A 15,390-nucleotide genomic window follows, 5' to 3' on the forward strand; every position below is an offset into this window, starting at 1 on the left:
TATTAATTTGTCAGGCGTATTTTTTCGTGATAGATAAAAAACGATCAAAAGGAATTTTGATAGAAATTAATAAATATATGTCATATGGTTGCTAGTACAGTAATAACAAGCTATTTTCCGCTTCGAATTTTTCCACTCTGTTTTCTAACAAATTAATAACCCTGCATGGTTGGCAGACGAACTTAACTTGTAAAAACTAGATGGAGCAATAAAAATGAAAAACTTCGAGAAAATCATTGAGAAAAATACCGCTGAATTGAAAACAGGCTCCAATTGCCGTCGTCGACGACGGTATCCGCTAGCGAACTCTATCTGCATTTCTCAGTACAATTTCATCTGATACCAGTTAGCCAACTCAGCGCCCACGTACATAGCAGAATCGCACTACAGCCAGTTAGGGCAGAGTTATCCCTGATTCGAGTATGAATATCAGTCTAGTGTGTTCTGGTTGGTTCTAGCCCTGAGAGTGAGTCTGAGGTGGCTCTAGGTGAATGGCTTTACGATAAAACAGACCAATTACCCTGAGATGGTAATTGGTCATTAGAATGCTGTTTTCCCCAGAACTATCAGCTTCATTAGCTTTTGGATCATGGGTAGTCATTCCCTCTCTGAACTAGGTATCTAATTTATATCTATATAATCACTTGTACCTAAGGGAACGGATGTTAGTTATATTTTTGTTGGTTCAGGCGACGAGTTTTTCTATGCTCCGGCTTTCTGTAGCAGGAATGGGTGTTAAGCTGGCATCAATTGGCTCAGATATCCCTTAGACAGACGAATGTGGGTTCTGTTGGCGGATATCGGATTGAGATTGGAAATGTGGTTCTGTGGTGACTACGTGGAGAGATTCGGTTAGGTAAATGGACCAGAGCTTACCGGAAGTCGCTGTTGTTTAGGTGAGGGGACCGGATATGGACCGGACTAGAAAAGCAAAAGGCTCGTAGATTTCTCTACGAGCCTTTCTAAATTTGGTGGCCCCTCCCAGACTTGAACTGGGGACCAATCGATTATGAGTGCAAATAACACGTAATTCACGGGTTATAATGCCTTATCGATTGATTTCATTTTTACTCACTTAAGCGCTAATAAACAATTACTTAATTGAAGATTGCAATTCATTGTTCTTCATGGTCGTTACCAAAGATTCATCGTCTGAGGTAGTCCATAGGTACTCCAGCGAGAGCAGGAGTGACAATGAGTTGTGTACGTCGTTTTAAGTTTACGGAGAAGAAACTCTCAAGTTTGTCCAACAACAAAGTCGAACAAGTAGTACGTTTTTACGATACTGAAATGGATGGATTGATTGCCATACAACGCCCTTCAGGGGTATTAAGTTACGCCGTCTATAAGAAGCCGAAAGGGGCGAAGAGTCCCGTTACCGTTCTGATGGGTAAAGTTGGTACGGTTTCGTTAAGCCACGCACGAGAGCAAGCTCAAGAACACATTAGCACGATATTGAAAGGTGACAATCCAAATTTGATGATGCGTGAGCGCAATCAAAATGGGTTAACTCTACAAAAGGCGCTTGATGAGTATTGTGAACTGAGAAAAGACAGAGTGAACGCTAATACTTTGCTGCAATATCAAAATGCAATACAAAACTATTCCCCCATGCTCCTAAAGAAAAAAATAAAAGATATCACGTTTGAGGAAGTATCAGATGTGCACAAGAAGATCAGTAATGGTCAGTGCTCATGGATACAATCAAATGGAAAACGCTATCGGATGAAAAAGCCTAGCCCCAGTCAAGCGAACTTATGGGGCGGGCCATGCGCGCCATTATCAATTATGCGATGGATAACTGGAGAGGGGCAGATAGACGGCAGTTGATCACAGAAAATCCAATGCGAGCTTTAAGTGTGAACCGCCTATGGAATAAAGAGTATCCCAAATCGACGCGAATTCATGAAAGTCAATTAGAGCGTTTTTTTGACACGTTAGAAGAATTTCGCACTCGAAGCGTTCGTTCGCAAACAGAAATTGCCATTTCTTATGCGCTTGAAGTGGCACTGTTTACGGGCTTGCGAGCTACGGAAGTCATTTCGTTAACGAAAAGGCAGGTAGACTTTAAAGAGGGAGTATTTTATCTACCGAAAACCAAAAATGGCGATCCGTTGGTATTACCATTAACTCCGCATGTGGAATCTATCTTGTTTGCCCGTTATCAATCAGTGCCTGAGAACTGTGATTTCTTGTTTCCCTCCGCGAATTACAGGCAGCATATTCGCGAGTCTAGAAAAACCATTATTAATCTTAAACGTTTGTCTGCTAGTGATGGGCAGGAGGCGTTGAGCCTCAATTTTCATGATATGCGACGGACTTTTGCTTCCTTGGCGGAGACCTGTAATGTGGGCAAATACATGATCAAGCGGTTGATGAATCATCGCTCAGGCGGAGGAGGTTGCGATGTCACTGGTGACTATATGCACTTTTCTCATAAAGATATCTTAAAAAAATCCATTGAAATAGAGCGGTACATTCTCAAACAAGGTCGCCAGTTAAGTGACAATGAATCAGACAATTTAAATGACGAGTTACGGCGAGTGCTCGACGAGCTTGATGATGAGGCAAAGCGCAGTTGGTTAGCGCTTATGAATAAGTGATGAACGATTTTTGTGACGGGGCTAGCTCAGAGGAAAGACAGTGAATCTATTTCTCTGATTAGCGTCACTTTTCCAGAATGGAAAGTGTGGAGGTAATCTTGCCTATCACGTCTATTACATCTTTAAAGTGCTGTAAAAGACTAAGGAAGATGAAATCACGCCGAAGTGTGGCTCTTCGGGCTTGAATTCGGTAGGTATATCTCATAGAACGATGTCAGCTATTTAAACTGGTTTCGTTAACGATGTGGGGTGTGCTTAACAACCAGTTTGCACTGCGAGCGTTGCTTTAAACCTCTTCTCACGCATGTGGGTCGGTGCATTTTTATTTTATTACAGAAGCGACATTGAGCTAATCATGGTTATATAGGGAGAATTAAGTGCAGGCTTATTTACTCTCAATAATTCTGCACTTAAGTTTGAATCTATATATAGATTCCCCTTGTCGAAACTCGCTTGTAACAACCCCATTAACCTTGTCAATGTGTGTTGTTATTCCTGATAAAGTAGAGATGTGTTCAAATTCATCCTCTAACACAGTATCTCCATTTTGGATTGCGTATCCACCAATGTCTGTACTTAAAATATCAACTTTGTCGTTTAGAAAATAAATCCATCCAGTTTCAATTGATGGGTGAGAGCCCAATGTTTTTGGGAATTCTAGGACGTGGCAGATTCAGGAGTATGTTGAATCGCCTCTATTTTGGAATTCTCCATCGCTTGCAAGCGCAGTAAAAGTAGCCAGTATTAAACTAACAATCTTTATTTTCATTTAATTGAACTCTTTTTAATATAAGTCAATCAGTTTTTACAGGTCAGTTTTTAGTAGAGTCAAAATTCAAACCAAAAATCATTTGGAATAGAAAAACTATGTTCTCGATGATCTAGATAAGAATAATGACTTCATTTTTATTAGCTTAACAATGGCCGCAGACATGTCAATGCTATTTATAAAATACATGTTAATTTTAAGTAAGAGTCTAATTTTGATCCACATTGTTCATATTTGATGTTTATATAGCTAGCATGTTTTTCTCCGCTTTTATATTAATAGCGGCGACATGATTTCCGCTTTAGTTTTTTATTAATAAATGAAAAATGGGTAGGAGTAGGTAGGATCTTATTTAGCTATCTTCACAATGCCTGCATTGATGCTTTGTCGTAATAGCGTTTAAAGAAATCTACTCGGAAGTAATAATCTCCATATTTTATGCTTCCGCCTTTGCGCATTTCGTTAGCAACAAACTCTCGGCCCTTTTTTGTCGTCGGCACAGCATAATCCATGTAGATCATGCCAAGACCACCACCATCAAACGGCGGTCTACAATACAAGGTATGGCGCACTGGAGTTCCATTAACCAAATAGGTTTTGTGTTTTTCGAAGTCTTGACACATCTTGGAGCCAGAATGATATTGGATCTCTAGGCGGCCTTGGCTGTTATAATCGAGGCTGAGTTTTGAAAAAATACCATTAGGTCGATCACACAGCCAAGATTCATAGGACGGACTTTCCGCATCGTCATAGTGTGGAACAGGACAACCCCCCATCACTGTGTACCAGAGCTCACTAGCTTGGATGGCGGTAGAAAAAGCCAAAGTGGTAAATAAAAGAGTTAATTTTTTCATCGGTATACCTAAGGCTAACGAACATAGTGGATGATGTATTTATTATTAAACTTTCTCACAAGTAGTTGTGTTTATCGCAGAGTTACCATTAAAAAACGTGTAGACTGTTAAGGTTCGACCTCCGAATGTCAGGATGATGTCATTGCATTGATGAATTGATTCACCAATTTTCTCAAAGTGGCAGACATATGGTTGTGAGAAAAGGAATTTATCTTGATCCATGATAACTGCAGTACCACGGTTAACGCTGACTTCTAGTTTGACCTCGCTGCTACCTGTAAATCGCGCTATTGCCCCCCAGTTAACGGTTCCGCTTTGATCATGTTTACAAATCATATTTGGTAATGATGCTTGAGCAATAAATGGAAGAAATGCTGCCGCTAATAATGCTCTCTTATACATTGCTTGTCTCTTTATTACGGACTTTGTTTAGGTCGGTGTTCTTTGAAGATTCGGTCATGTTATTTGTCTGCTATTATTTTTTCAGTTAATGCAGCACCAGTTATACTAACATAAATAAATTTTTATCTGAATCATAAATAGTATAGTCATCCTAAAAATATCGGTGATAGCATTATTTTTCCAGGTTGAGCTATATAATACTTGTTACAAATAGATTTAAAAATAATTTTGATGTAATTAGAATAGGAGCTAATTTTTATCAAAGCTATGGAAGTTAAACAAATCGAAATATTTGTCGATATGATAAATATAAAACCAAGCACATACCTACTGGTTGGATGGTGAGTAACCCTGCAACATATCCATTTATATTAATTTAAATACTAAATACAACACAAATACCACATATTGAGAATCGCTCCTAAGGCAATTTTTAGAGAGAACTTTAATAGATATGCATTGACTAGGTTATGAAAGTGCTTTGTTTACCTAATAATTAATAGTTTAGTTTTGGTTCTGAAGTGTTAGCCGCTTGAAGCTGCGTAACTACTAAATGAATTGAATTTGGTTAACTAGATGTCGAACAAACCCACATTAACAGCCTAGGAATGAGTATCTACCCAGAATGATTTTGGCAACGCCACCATGCTAGATTTTGTACTGCACAGGAAACGCAAATCACGCTTTATAATACTTTCTCATCTGCTCTCACTCCCCCTCATCGATGCATTGATATAAAAACGCTTCAGTGTAATTTACAGCTCATTGTTCCTCATGACTACTACCGAAAGTTCATTCTCTGAGGTAGCCCAGTGATAAAGGAGTCCCTGTGGGTTGTAAACGCTGTTTTAAATTTACCGAGAAGAGGCTTTCTGAACTTTCTGACTATTTGAGTAAAACTAAAGTGCGTATTTACGATACTGAAGTTAGTGGGTTGGTGGTTATTCAACAGCCATCTGGCTCTTTAACTTACGCCGTATATAAAAAACCGAAAGGCGCGAATCGACCAGTCACAGTTCTTATCGGGAAAGTAGGCGCCATTTTACTTAGCCAAGTACGAGAGCAAGCACAAGAGCACATTGTGGCAATGCTGAAAGGAGAGAATCCCAATCGTCTTGCTCGTGAGCGCAATCAAAGTGGATTGACCCTAGAAAAAGCACTCGCAGAATATGGTGAATTGAAGAAAAAAGATGGCGTAGACTCTTCAACATTTAAACAGTATCAGCGTGATATTCACAATTACTCGCCTTTAATTCTCAAGAAAACAATCAAAGACATTACTTTTGAGGACATCATTGAAATACATAAGAAGATCACAAACGGGCAGTGTTCGTGGATTCAACCAGATGGCAAATGCTATTCGATGAGAAAGCCTAGTCCCAGTCAAGCTGATGCATGGGGGCGGGCAATGCGCGCAGTTATTAATTATGCAATGAACAATTGGAGGGGAGCAGATAGGCGTCAGTTGATTCTGGAAAATCCAGTGAGGGTGTTAAGTGTCAACCGGCTATGGAATAAAGTCTCTGGCAAAGAGAGTCGAGTTCATGATAATCAATTAGAACGTTTTTTTGATACGTTAAATGTCTTTCGCTCTCAAAGCGAGCGTTCGGCGGTTGAAATTGCGATTACTTACGCCTTGGAATTGGCCTTGTTTACTGGGTTGCGATTGATGGAGATTTTCACCCTAACCAAAGGTCAGGTGGATTTTGATGAGGGTAAACTTTATCTGCCTAATACAAAAAATAGTCATCCGTTGGCGTTACCATTAACGCCTCATGTTGCATTGATTTTGCGTTTGCGTTTTGATGCTGTTCCTGATGACTGCGATTTTTTGTTTCCCTCAGCAAAGCATGACAAACACATTTGCAACCCTCGAAAAACCATTGCGAATCTGAAATGTCTATCTGCTATTAATGGGCAGGAGCCTTTGAACTTAGATTTTCACGATATGCGACGAACTTTTGCTTCCTTGGCGGAGGCCTGCAATGTGGGCAAATATATGATCAAGCGGTTGATGAATCATCGCTCTGGCGGTGGTGGTGATGTCACGGGTGACTATATGCACTTTTCTCATCAAGATCTCTTAAAGAAATCAACGGAAATAGAGCGGTATATCCTTAAAAAAGGTGGTCTGTTATGTGAAAAGGATTCAGAAAGTTTGAACAAAGACTTACGTCGAATATTCGACGAGCTTGATGATGACGCAAAGCGCAACTGGTTAGCACTTATGGCAAAGTGAAGCATGCTTAAAGGGACAGCTAACCCCTTAAGCATGATTTGATTGTCCCGCTATTCGGTACTTAGAGGTATTTAGCTCGGTATTCCTCTAATGCATCTTCTTCCGTGTAGTCTTTTGCGGGAAACCACCGTTGTACTGCGCCTGTTTCTTCGTCGATGATTAAAATAGTGTATCCGTTACGTTTCGCCAAAAGGCGAAGTGGTTCTATAGACATAGCAATTCTCCTTGCAGTGAGAGTGAAGTGAAATAGCGCGCTACAAAATCAATCTAACAAACTCGACTTGGCCAAAAAGGATTTTACAAGAAAAAATCACAACATTATTTGTGAGAGGTTTTTATGGGTGTACAACAGATGCCTCCGTTGAGGCAGGCAGGCAAAAGCCGATAAGGAGAATACGAATCAAGGTCGAGAAATAGCGCCTCTTGGATTTCTAGGAACGAAATCAGAAAAGAGCAGACTCAGCCTTACCAATGACCCGTCTAATTACTAGTGTTAGGCGGGTCTTTTCTTATCCATGAAATTCTGCTTTGCTTATCAAGAAATGCTTTAGCTACAATTTAATTTATTGGGTTCTAGCGGGAGAAATCGTATGGATATGATGCTAGCGTGGTGCTTCATTGCTCTTATACCTGTAATGACGGGCTTTTTGACGCTATACATGGTAAAACGGCGAAGTCGAGACTGATAGCGTGTTGACTGACGAAATGGACATTGTTTATTACCACACTGTACGGTGCCTCCTCTAATCTGTTCCCTAGCTCGTTTGCATTGATAATCGACTCATCGCTGCAAATGCGGTTTTCACTTGCCATTGAAGTTGCTTAATTTCATTGGAGCAACACATTCCCATTTCTTCTCTTTTTGCTTTACATCGAGCATTAACGCAAAGGCGTTTAAAAACGCGCTCCACAGCGCAAAAGGAGAAAAATCATGAAAAGAAAAAATGTATCGCCAATCTCACGATTCGAAGTTCCTAACTTTGCTGAAGCGCCGTAGAGCGACTAGGCAACGTTTTCGAATCGAGGGAAAAGAAAGCGATTTAAAGATGTACTCAAGTGCATCATCACTTCGTCTAATTTTTTTAGAAATTAGACGAAGTATTCGAGCTCGCGTTAAGCCTGTAGTGGCAAGGGCTCAAAGAACTTACTCTTTAAAAGTATCGAGAAGTTCGAGCGCTATTTGGTGATTGAGAGTGACAGTAGACTGCAAATGCGCGGTGCTGCTGTTCCAATGCCAACTCAATACATAGCGTTTAAAAGACATAAGACAACACAGTATCACTGATGGAGGATGCAATAAGCCGCTCGTAGCAGTCTACTACGCCATTAGTACGAACGAGTCCAACGTGGAAAACGTTCAACATAGAAAGTGAGGATGCAAAAAGCCCATTTGCTCTCAGATAAGAGAGAACACTTTCACTAACAGACGTCATCATTTATCGAAACAGCCGTGATTGATTAAAATCTTCGTGCTGCGCATATACAATGTGTTGTTTGTCTTGCTCCTACCCCTCTAATGCGATAAGCGCGTCAACCGTTCGCCTTGATGGAATGGTGTCTCTCCAAAATAGAGGCCGAACATTCTTTTGCGTGAAATTCTCATCCCTATCTCAGATATACAAAGGAGTTAGCGATGAGAAGAAGACAATACATTGGTCATTTACCAAAAGGGCCGAGAAATTTTACCAAGCCGAATTTCAATTTGGCTTCGAAAGACATGGTGAAAGCGCTCATTAATGCCAGCTATGAACAGCAAAGCGGGAAAAACAGTAATACCCATCGAGCACGTCGTCCAGCTATTAAGCAGTTCATTACTTTTATCAAAGACACGACGTCGATAAAGCGACTGAATGACATTGAAAAGCAGCATGTTTACCGCTTTGGTGAGTTTCTAAAAAACTGCGCTGATGAAGAATTGATGTCACCAGTGACGGCGCGTGATTACTTATCTCACGTTAATCGTGCACTTGCGCAGGCAAGAGGCGATGAAGCCTGTGTGGTGAATGCGACGAAAGATTTAGATTTCAATCCCAAGCCAGGCATTGCCACGGTCGATAAATCCGTCTCTGATGCGCTGCATGAAAAGGTATTGGCACAGGTGTCACCTGAGGTAGGCTTTGTGATGCAATTGCAGCGTGCATTGGGTATCAGGTTTCGGGAGGGGGCGCTCTTTGATGCCTCTAGAGTACTGAAAGAGATCCGCAAAGGCTTAGTGCCAATGTTAAACCTCGGAACAAAAGGCGGCCAACCACGAGCACTCCCTGAAATTACGGACGAAAAGTATCAGCTATTGCTCCGTGTGGAACAGTTTCAAAAGTCGGTAGGGCACATCTCGCTCATTCCCCCAAAGCAGTCATTTAAAGCGTTTCAAACCGAGGCATGGCGCCAAACCAAGCAAGCCGACGAAAACTACCTCAGCCATGGGGAGCGGAAGTATTGGGCTTGCGAGACCTATTTCCAAGAAATGGGAGTGCGATGCCCAGTGCAAGCGGGTGTCGCGCACGGTAAAGCGCATTATAAGTACATTGCCAACGTGCTTGATATCAGCGAAGCGGAGGCCAAAAAGCGCGACCATGCAACTCGTTTGAGGATTTCGAAGCTACTTGGGCATCACCGAGTGACCATTACCAATGCATATCTTGGTTAGGAGAAAGTAGTGAACGCACACACCAAAAAACAAGTCCTAACGATCATGGCTCCTTACCACAAGCGCGGTATCCCTTACCGTAAAAAACAAGTCAAGCGCTTGCTGATGATATTGGATGATATTTTCAAACATGAGCCTTATGTGGCCGAGCAGTTAGAACGAGTAGGGCGACGACAAATTAGTGGCTATTGGGAGCGTACGAAGCATGAGAGTGCACAGGTTCGCAAAGAAAAGTTTGCCATCTTGAAATTGTTTTTTGAAATGGCAAACCTAAAAGGGGGCGTGCCAAGACCCAAATTATGGGAATAAGCGAATCGTGAAATCAGCCAAAAATAAAATAGGAAAGTAAAGGGGCAAATACCGTTCTGATTTGCTATTCGTTCGAGCGCGATCGCAAAGTTGTACGTAGATTATCATTCAAAAATGGCGTTTCGCTAGGGTATTGCATAAATGATATAAGCCAAAAAGTGAGAACAATGTATGTGTCCAGCACTCAGTATTTTAGATAGCCAGTTATATTTGACACGAAAAGAAGTGGCAAAATTGCTGAAAGTGTCGCCCGGGACATTGGCCAATTGGGCAACGGATGGTAAAGGTCCTCAATTTGTCAGGCTTGAGGGAAAAGTGTGTTATCCCGTTGATGAACTTAAAGTCTACCTCAACCAGAATGGCTTAATGTAATTGAAGTCGAACATGTGAAACACCTAATGGCATTTGTCGTTAGGTGTTTTTTTGATCTTGGGCCCGTCTGCTACACTTTAAAAGCACATGCTAGAACAATGATTTAAAGCGCTAAAGTAGTTCCACGGTAGTCCATAGGTAGTCCAGAGGGCTAAAAACGAAAAAAGCCTGACAGCGAAAACGCTCTCAGGCCTTATGGAATTTGGTGGCCCCTCCCAGACTTGAACTGGGGACCAATCGATTATGAGTCGACTGCTCTAACCACTGAGCTAAGGGGCCTTAATAGGTGAACGATTATAGGGGAAGCGTTGCAAGGTGTCTAGACACTAGATAGGGCAATTGCGCTTAGTTTTTATTCACTTAGTATCGTCAATAATAAAAAAGGTGACCTAGGGTCACCTTTTTTGATTCTAATCGCTTGGATTATTCGTCTAAGAAGCTGCGCAGTGTTTCTGAACGGCTTGGGTGACGAAGCTTACGTAGAGCTTTTGCTTCGATCTGACGGATACGTTCACGAGTAACGTCGAACTGCTTACCCACCTCTTCTAGAGTGTGGTCAGTGTTCATGTCGATACCAAAGCGCATACGAAGTACTTTCGCTTCACGTGGCGTTAGGCCTGCAAGGACATCTTTTGTCGCCATTTTCAGGCTTGTCGCTGTTGCAGAATCTAACGGCAGTTCTAGCGTTGTATCTTCGATGAAATCACCTAGATGCGAATCTTCGTCGTCACCGATAGGTGTCTCCATAGAGATAGGCTCTTTAGCGATTTTCAGAACTTTACGAATCTTGTCTTCTGGCATTTGCATACGCTCTGCCAGTTCTTCCGGTAACGGTTCACGACCCATCTCTTGTAGCATTTGACGAGAGATACGGTTTAGCTTGTTGATCGTTTCGATCATGTGTACCGGAATACGAATCGTACGTGCTTGGTCTGCGATAGAACGAGTGATAGCCTGACGGATCCACCACGTTGCGTAAGTCGAGAACTTGTAACCACGACGGTATTCGAACTTATCTACCGCTTTCATCAGACCGATGTTACCTTCCTGGATAAGATCCAAGAATTGTAGACCACGGTTGGTGTATTTCTTCGCGATAGAAATTACTAGACGTAAGTTCGCTTCAACCATCTCTTTCTTCGCACGACGAGCTTTCGCTTCACCGATAGACATGCGACGGCTGATATCTTTAATGCTTTGTACAGTCAGAGATGTCTCTTCTTCAATCATTTTTAGTTTCATGATTGAACGACGAATCTCTTCTTCACTGCGTTTGATCTTTTCTGCGTATGGTTTGTCTGAAGCAAGCACTTCATCTAACCAAGCATCATTTGATTCATTACCAGTGAACAGTGCGATGAATGATTTCTTCGGCATTTTGCCGTATTCAACCGCAGCTTTCATGATTAAACGTTCTTGTGTGCGAACACGATCCATTGCTGTACGCAATTCATTCACTAGGTGATCGAACTGTTTTGGCGTTAGACGGAACTCTTTAAATACGTCTAGCATTAGCTCGTTAGCAACGGTTGCTTTCGGGCTTTCGTAGCCGTGCTCGTTGATCGCAAGCTGAAGGTTTTGGTAAGTGCTACGTAGCTGGTTGAATTTCTCAAGCGCTAGCTCAGGATCAATACCTACGTCTTCTTCTGTTTCCGATTCTGAATCGTCATCGCTGTCTTCATCATCATCTTCAACGTCTTCTTCGTCTTCATCTTCAAGATCAGTTTCAGACAATTCAGAACCGATGTGCGTTGCCGTAGGTGCAGCAGTATCTTCTGCATCAGGATCAACGAATCCAGAGATCAGGTCTGTAAGGCGTAGCTCTTCAGCTTGAACTTTGTCGAACTGCTCAAGAATGTAAGGGATAGTGCCTGGGTATTCAGCAACAGACGATTGAACTTGGTTAATACCTTCTTCAATGCGTTTTGCGATGTCGATTTCGCCTTCGCGAGTCAGCAGCTCAACAGTGCCCATTTCACGCATGTACATACGTACTGGGTCTGTTGTACGACCAATTTCACTTTCTACGCTAGAAAGTGCTGCTGCTGCAGCTTCAGCTGCATCTTCATCGGTAATGTTTGTGTCATCGTTCAGAGCAAGATCATCAGCATCTGGGGCAGTTTCTACTACCTTGATACCCATGTCGTTGATCATTTGAATGATGTCTTCTACCTGTTCTGAATCTACGATTTCAGCAGGTAGGTGGTCATTTACTTCGGCGTAGGTCAGATAGCCTTGTTCCTTGCCTTTAATAACAAGTGACTTTAGCTGTGACTGCGGATTTTGATCCATAGACGGTATCCAACTTCGTAATCTGGTGAAGGAATCAGTATGCGAAATGCAAACCACTTACTATAACAAATTAAATTGTTGCTGACTAATTAATCAGGGTTACGCTTTCAAGTCTCTCATGATTAAATCTTGAAGCTCCCTTTTTTCTTCGGTTGATAAACCGACACTTCTTGCTTTGGCCTGCAGGTTTTCAATTTGTCTTTCTACGCACTGGGCAATGATTTTGTCCAGTGAGTCAAAAAATACTTCTTCTTGATTGTCTTCATCGAGGGGGATATCCCAGCTCGCAAGACGAGACAGAAGTGTCTCATTTTGGCTGTTGCGCCAATGCTCTAATAATTGGCCTGTGTTGATATGGGGATGCGATTGACATTTATCAAGTACATCAACAAATAAACTTAAACCTGGTATGGATAACTCTTTTACGCTTGAGAGATCCGGTACCATTTGAGCATAGCTCGGATTTTGGATAAGTAGAGCGATAACCTCACGCATTGGCGTTCGTTTGATCTCTTTATGCGGCTGAGGTCGAGTATCCGTATTTTTTCTACGAGCCTGACGTAAGTTGTTGTCAAACCCCGTACGCTCATCCAAAAGTTTTTCAAGTAACTCTTGAAAGTATGGGTCAGGAATTTTGTCGATCAAGGCACTGGCGTAGGCCCTGAGTGCTGATTTACCCTCATGATTCCCTAAATTAATTTGGTGAAGTTCAATGAGGTTGTCAAACAAGTAACTTGATAGTGGCGTCGCGTGCTCTATTTGCTGCTCAAGTGCCGCTTTACCATATTTACGTACGTAGCTGTCAGGGTCCTCACCATCTGGTAGGAATAAGAACTTCAACGTATTACCCGTTTTTAGGTACTGAAGCGCATTTTCCAATGCACGCCATGCCGCTTCTTTACCAGCACGGTCACCATCGTAACAACACACTACAGTATTGGTCTGACGGAACAACATCTGAATGTGATCGCCCGTGGTGGATGTTCCGAGTGAAGCAACAGAGTAATCTACGCCATACTGGGCCAGCGCCACAACATCCATATAACCTTCAACCACTAAAATTCGTGGCGGTTCACGGTATGCTTGCAATACTTCATACAGGCCGTAAAGCTCTTTACCTTTATGAAATATAGGCGTTTCTGGTGAGTTGAGGTATTTAGGTGTGCCATCGCCAAGTACCCGACCACCAAAGCCAATTACACGCCCACGGCGATCTCGAATAGGGAACATAATACGACCACGGAAGCGGTCGTAGCGGTTACCTTTTTCGTTTTCAATCAACATGCCACCGGTTACCAGCATGTCTTGATTGTCTTTTTGTTGGCCGAAGTTCTTACGAACTAAATCCCACTCATCAGCAACATAGCCAATACCAAACTTTTGAACTATCTCACCGGATAGGCCGCGGTTTTTAAGGTATTCAATCGCGACTTTACTTGCCGGCTGTTTGAGTTGGTTACGATAAAACTGCCCAATACTGCCCATGAGATCGTAAAGGCTGCGCTTTTCGCTGCTGCTTGCTTGTGGGCCTGATTGGGATTGTCCACCACCGCTTCGCTGTTCTCGCGGCACATCTAGCCCGAGGTAGGAAGCTAACTCTTCTATGGCTTCGACAAAATCGAGTCGTTCGAACTCCATAACGAAGTCGATGGCATTGCCGTGCACACCACATCCAAAACAGTGATAGAACTGCTTCTCTTGGCTGACGCTGAAAGAAGGAGTCTTTTCATTGTGGAAAGGGCAGCAAGCACCGTAGTTTTTGCCTTTTTTCTTAAGTTTCACGCGTGCGTCGATGATGTCGACAATATCAAGCCGAGCTAGGAGATCATCAATAAAACTGCGAGGGATGTGTCCAGCCATAAAACCTAACAAAAAAAGAAACGAATGAGATAGGTAGATAAGTGAATAAAGCAATCGCACAAGGGGTGCGTATCAAATCAGTTATCCAGATACAAACAAGCCGTGCGTTCCAAAGGATAGCACGGCTTGCTGCAATTGGGTGGGATGTTAAGCCAATTTAGCGCGAACTAAACCGCTCACTTTACCCATATCTGTACGCCCTTGAATTTGTGGTTTCAGAACGCCCATTACTTTGCCCATGTCTTGCATGCCAGCTGCACCAGATTCAACAATTGCTTTCTCGATAAGAGAAGCCACTTCTTCATCTGTCAGTGGTTGAGGCATAAAGTCCTCAAGAACGGTAATTTCTGCTTGTTCCACATCAGCAAGATCTTGACGACCAGCCGCTTCATATTGCGTAACAGAATCGCGACGTTGTTTAACCATTTTAGTCAACACAGCAATAATGTCGTCATCGGACAGAGTGATCTGTTCGTCAACTTCACGTTGTTTAATTGCTGACAGGGCTAAACGAATAGTGCCAAGGCGCAATTTGTCCTTGGCTTTCATCGCTAATTTTTGCTCTTCTTTGAGTTGATCAATCAGAGCCATAACTAAATTCCTTTCGGGAGCTCAGTTATTAGTACAGGCGAACGCGACGAGCGTTTTCGCGAGCTAGCTTCTTAGCGTGACGCTTTTGAGCTGCTGCTTTAGCGCGTTTGCGAACTGTAGTTGGTTTTTCGTAGTGCTCACGACGACGCACTTCAGAAAGGATACCTGCTTTTTCGCAAGAGCGCTTGAAACGACGTAGTGCAACGTCGAACGGTTCGTTTTCACGTACTTTAACTACTGGCATATGCCTTTCACCTCAGGGGTTATTCGTTAACGCTGGCGTTCAATGGACCAAATCACAATTGTTTGATCACTTACCAGCTTGATCAAAAATGGTGCGGAATTTTAATCCGATCACAACAGCTTTGTAAAGCCTTTTATCGTTTATTGTCTGTACAAAATTTGTTTGAAAGGGAAAGGCAGGGTAATATGACGCCCAAATTTCCTCTAGA

At 42.4% G+C, this 15,390-nt stretch carries 13 protein-coding genes and 1 tRNA gene; 6 read left to right on the forward strand and 8 right to left on the reverse strand.

Annotated elements, in window-relative coordinates:
- The first annotated feature begins 1,194 nt into the window (after positions 1-1,194).
- Both VA249_RS01765 and VA249_RS01770 read left to right on the forward strand, forming a co-directional pair.
- Positions 1,195-1,830: a tyrosine-type recombinase/integrase gene (locus VA249_RS01765; RefSeq protein WP_221068605.1), complete on the forward strand. Its 636-nt coding sequence runs from the start codon at positions 1,195-1,197 to the stop codon at positions 1,828-1,830.
- Complete coding sequence (locus VA249_RS01770) at positions 1,770-2,603, forward strand: tyrosine-type recombinase/integrase (protein WP_221068606.1); 834 nt, start codon at positions 1,770-1,772, stop codon at positions 2,601-2,603. Before VA249_RS01765 ends, VA249_RS01770 begins: the two co-directional genes overlap by 61 nt.
- A 1,131-nt stretch (positions 2,604-3,734) precedes the next feature.
- On the opposite strand, the gene VA249_RS01775 is transcribed toward VA249_RS01770, so the two are convergent.
- On the reverse strand, positions 3,735-4,226 hold the full coding sequence (locus VA249_RS01775; protein ID WP_221068607.1) for a hypothetical protein: 492 nt from the start codon (positions 4,224-4,226) through the stop codon (positions 3,735-3,737).
- Between the two features lie 45 nt (positions 4,227-4,271).
- Complete coding sequence (locus tag VA249_RS01780) at positions 4,272-4,628, reverse strand: hypothetical protein (RefSeq protein WP_221068608.1); 357 nt, start codon at positions 4,626-4,628, stop codon at positions 4,272-4,274.
- A gap of 829 nt (positions 4,629-5,457) precedes the next feature.
- Here VA249_RS01780 and VA249_RS01785 point away from each other — a divergent pair.
- Positions 5,458-6,867 carry a tyrosine-type recombinase/integrase gene (locus VA249_RS01785; RefSeq protein ID WP_221068609.1) on the forward strand — a complete coding sequence of 470 codons (1,410 nt, stop codon included), beginning with the start codon at positions 5,458-5,460 and terminating at the stop codon, positions 6,865-6,867.
- 61 nt (positions 6,868-6,928) lie between these two features.
- On the opposite strand, the gene VA249_RS01790 is transcribed toward VA249_RS01785, so the two are convergent.
- A complete protein-coding gene (locus VA249_RS01790) occupies positions 6,929-7,081 on the reverse strand; it encodes a hypothetical protein (RefSeq protein ID WP_221068610.1) in 153 nt (50 codons plus the stop codon).
- 1,419 nt (positions 7,082-8,500) lie between these two features.
- Here VA249_RS01790 and VA249_RS01795 point away from each other — a divergent pair.
- The 3 genes from VA249_RS01795 (at position 8,501) to VA249_RS01805 (ending at position 10,195) form a co-directional block, all read left to right on the forward strand.
- A complete protein-coding gene (locus VA249_RS01795) occupies positions 8,501-9,514 on the forward strand; it encodes a phage integrase SAM-like domain-containing protein (protein ID WP_221068611.1) in 1,014 nt (337 codons plus the stop codon).
- Between the two features lie 9 nt (positions 9,515-9,523).
- Positions 9,524-9,823: a hypothetical protein gene (locus tag VA249_RS01800; RefSeq protein ID WP_221068612.1), complete on the forward strand. Its 300-nt coding sequence runs from the start codon at positions 9,524-9,526 to the stop codon at positions 9,821-9,823.
- A 171-nt stretch (positions 9,824-9,994) separates the two neighbouring features.
- On the forward strand, positions 9,995-10,195 hold the full coding sequence (locus VA249_RS01805; protein ID WP_221068613.1) for a helix-turn-helix transcriptional regulator: 201 nt from the start codon (positions 9,995-9,997) through the stop codon (positions 10,193-10,195).
- 203 nt (positions 10,196-10,398) lie between these two features.
- On the opposite strand, the gene VA249_RS01810 is transcribed toward VA249_RS01805, so the two are convergent.
- From VA249_RS01810 to rpsU, 5 genes are all read right to left on the reverse strand, one after another.
- Positions 10,399-10,474, reverse strand: a tRNA-Ile gene (locus VA249_RS01810).
- Positions 10,475-10,618: 144 nt separating this feature from the next.
- Entirely contained in the window at positions 10,619-12,487 is a 1,869-nt protein-coding gene (gene rpoD, locus VA249_RS01815; RefSeq protein ID WP_211915445.1) for an RNA polymerase sigma factor RpoD, read from the reverse strand.
- A 99-nt stretch (positions 12,488-12,586) separates the two neighbouring features.
- Positions 12,587-14,347, reverse strand: coding sequence for a DNA primase (dnaG, locus tag VA249_RS01820; RefSeq protein ID WP_221068614.1), 1,761 nt, complete (start codon positions 14,345-14,347; stop codon positions 12,587-12,589).
- A 147-nt stretch (positions 14,348-14,494) separates the two neighbouring features.
- Positions 14,495-14,938 carry a GatB/YqeY domain-containing protein gene (locus tag VA249_RS01825; protein ID WP_211915443.1) on the reverse strand — a complete coding sequence of 148 codons (444 nt, stop codon included), beginning with the start codon at positions 14,936-14,938 and terminating at the stop codon, positions 14,495-14,497.
- A 28-nt stretch (positions 14,939-14,966) separates the two neighbouring features.
- The gene (rpsU, locus tag VA249_RS01830) at positions 14,967-15,182 is read right to left on the reverse strand and encodes a 30S ribosomal protein S21 (protein WP_001145625.1); all 216 of its coding nucleotides are present in this window, start codon (positions 15,180-15,182) and stop codon (positions 14,967-14,969) included.
- Positions 15,183-15,390 lie beyond the last annotated feature (208 nt).

Source organism: Vibrio alfacsensis (genome assembly GCF_019670485.1).
Classification (GTDB): domain Bacteria; phylum Pseudomonadota; class Gammaproteobacteria; order Enterobacterales; family Vibrionaceae; genus Vibrio; species Vibrio alfacsensis.

Bases quoted from the DNA above. Each gene is read 5' to 3' on its own strand.
- VA249_RS01795 (WP_221068611.1), top strand. From the start codon at position 8,501: ATGAGAAGAAGACAATACATTGGTCATTTACCAAAAGGGCCGAGAAAT.
- VA249_RS01780 (WP_221068608.1), bottom strand. From the start codon at position 4,628: ATGTATAAGAGAGCATTATTAGCGGCAGCATTTCTTCCATTTATTGCT.
- VA249_RS01805 (WP_221068613.1), top strand. From the start codon at position 9,995: ATGTGTCCAGCACTCAGTATTTTAGATAGCCAGTTATATTTGACACGA.
- VA249_RS01770 (WP_221068606.1), top strand. From the start codon at position 1,770: ATGCGCGCCATTATCAATTATGCGATGGATAACTGGAGAGGGGCAGAT.
- rpoD (WP_211915445.1), bottom strand. From the start codon at position 12,487: ATGGATCAAAATCCGCAGTCACAGCTAAAGTCACTTGTTATTAAAGGC.
- rpsU (WP_001145625.1), bottom strand. From the start codon at position 15,182: ATGCCAGTAGTTAAAGTACGTGAAAACGAACCGTTCGACGTTGCACTA.
- VA249_RS01775 (WP_221068607.1), bottom strand. From the start codon at position 4,226: ATGAAAAAATTAACTCTTTTATTTACCACTTTGGCTTTTTCTACCGCC.
- dnaG (WP_221068614.1), bottom strand. From the start codon at position 14,347: ATGGCTGGACACATCCCTCGCAGTTTTATTGATGATCTCCTAGCTCGG.
- VA249_RS01825 (WP_211915443.1), bottom strand. From the start codon at position 14,938: ATGGCTCTGATTGATCAACTCAAAGAAGAGCAAAAATTAGCGATGAAA.
- VA249_RS01790 (WP_221068610.1), bottom strand. From the start codon at position 7,081: ATGTCTATAGAACCACTTCGCCTTTTGGCGAAACGTAACGGATACACT.
- VA249_RS01765 (WP_221068605.1), top strand. From the start codon at position 1,195: ATGAGTTGTGTACGTCGTTTTAAGTTTACGGAGAAGAAACTCTCAAGT.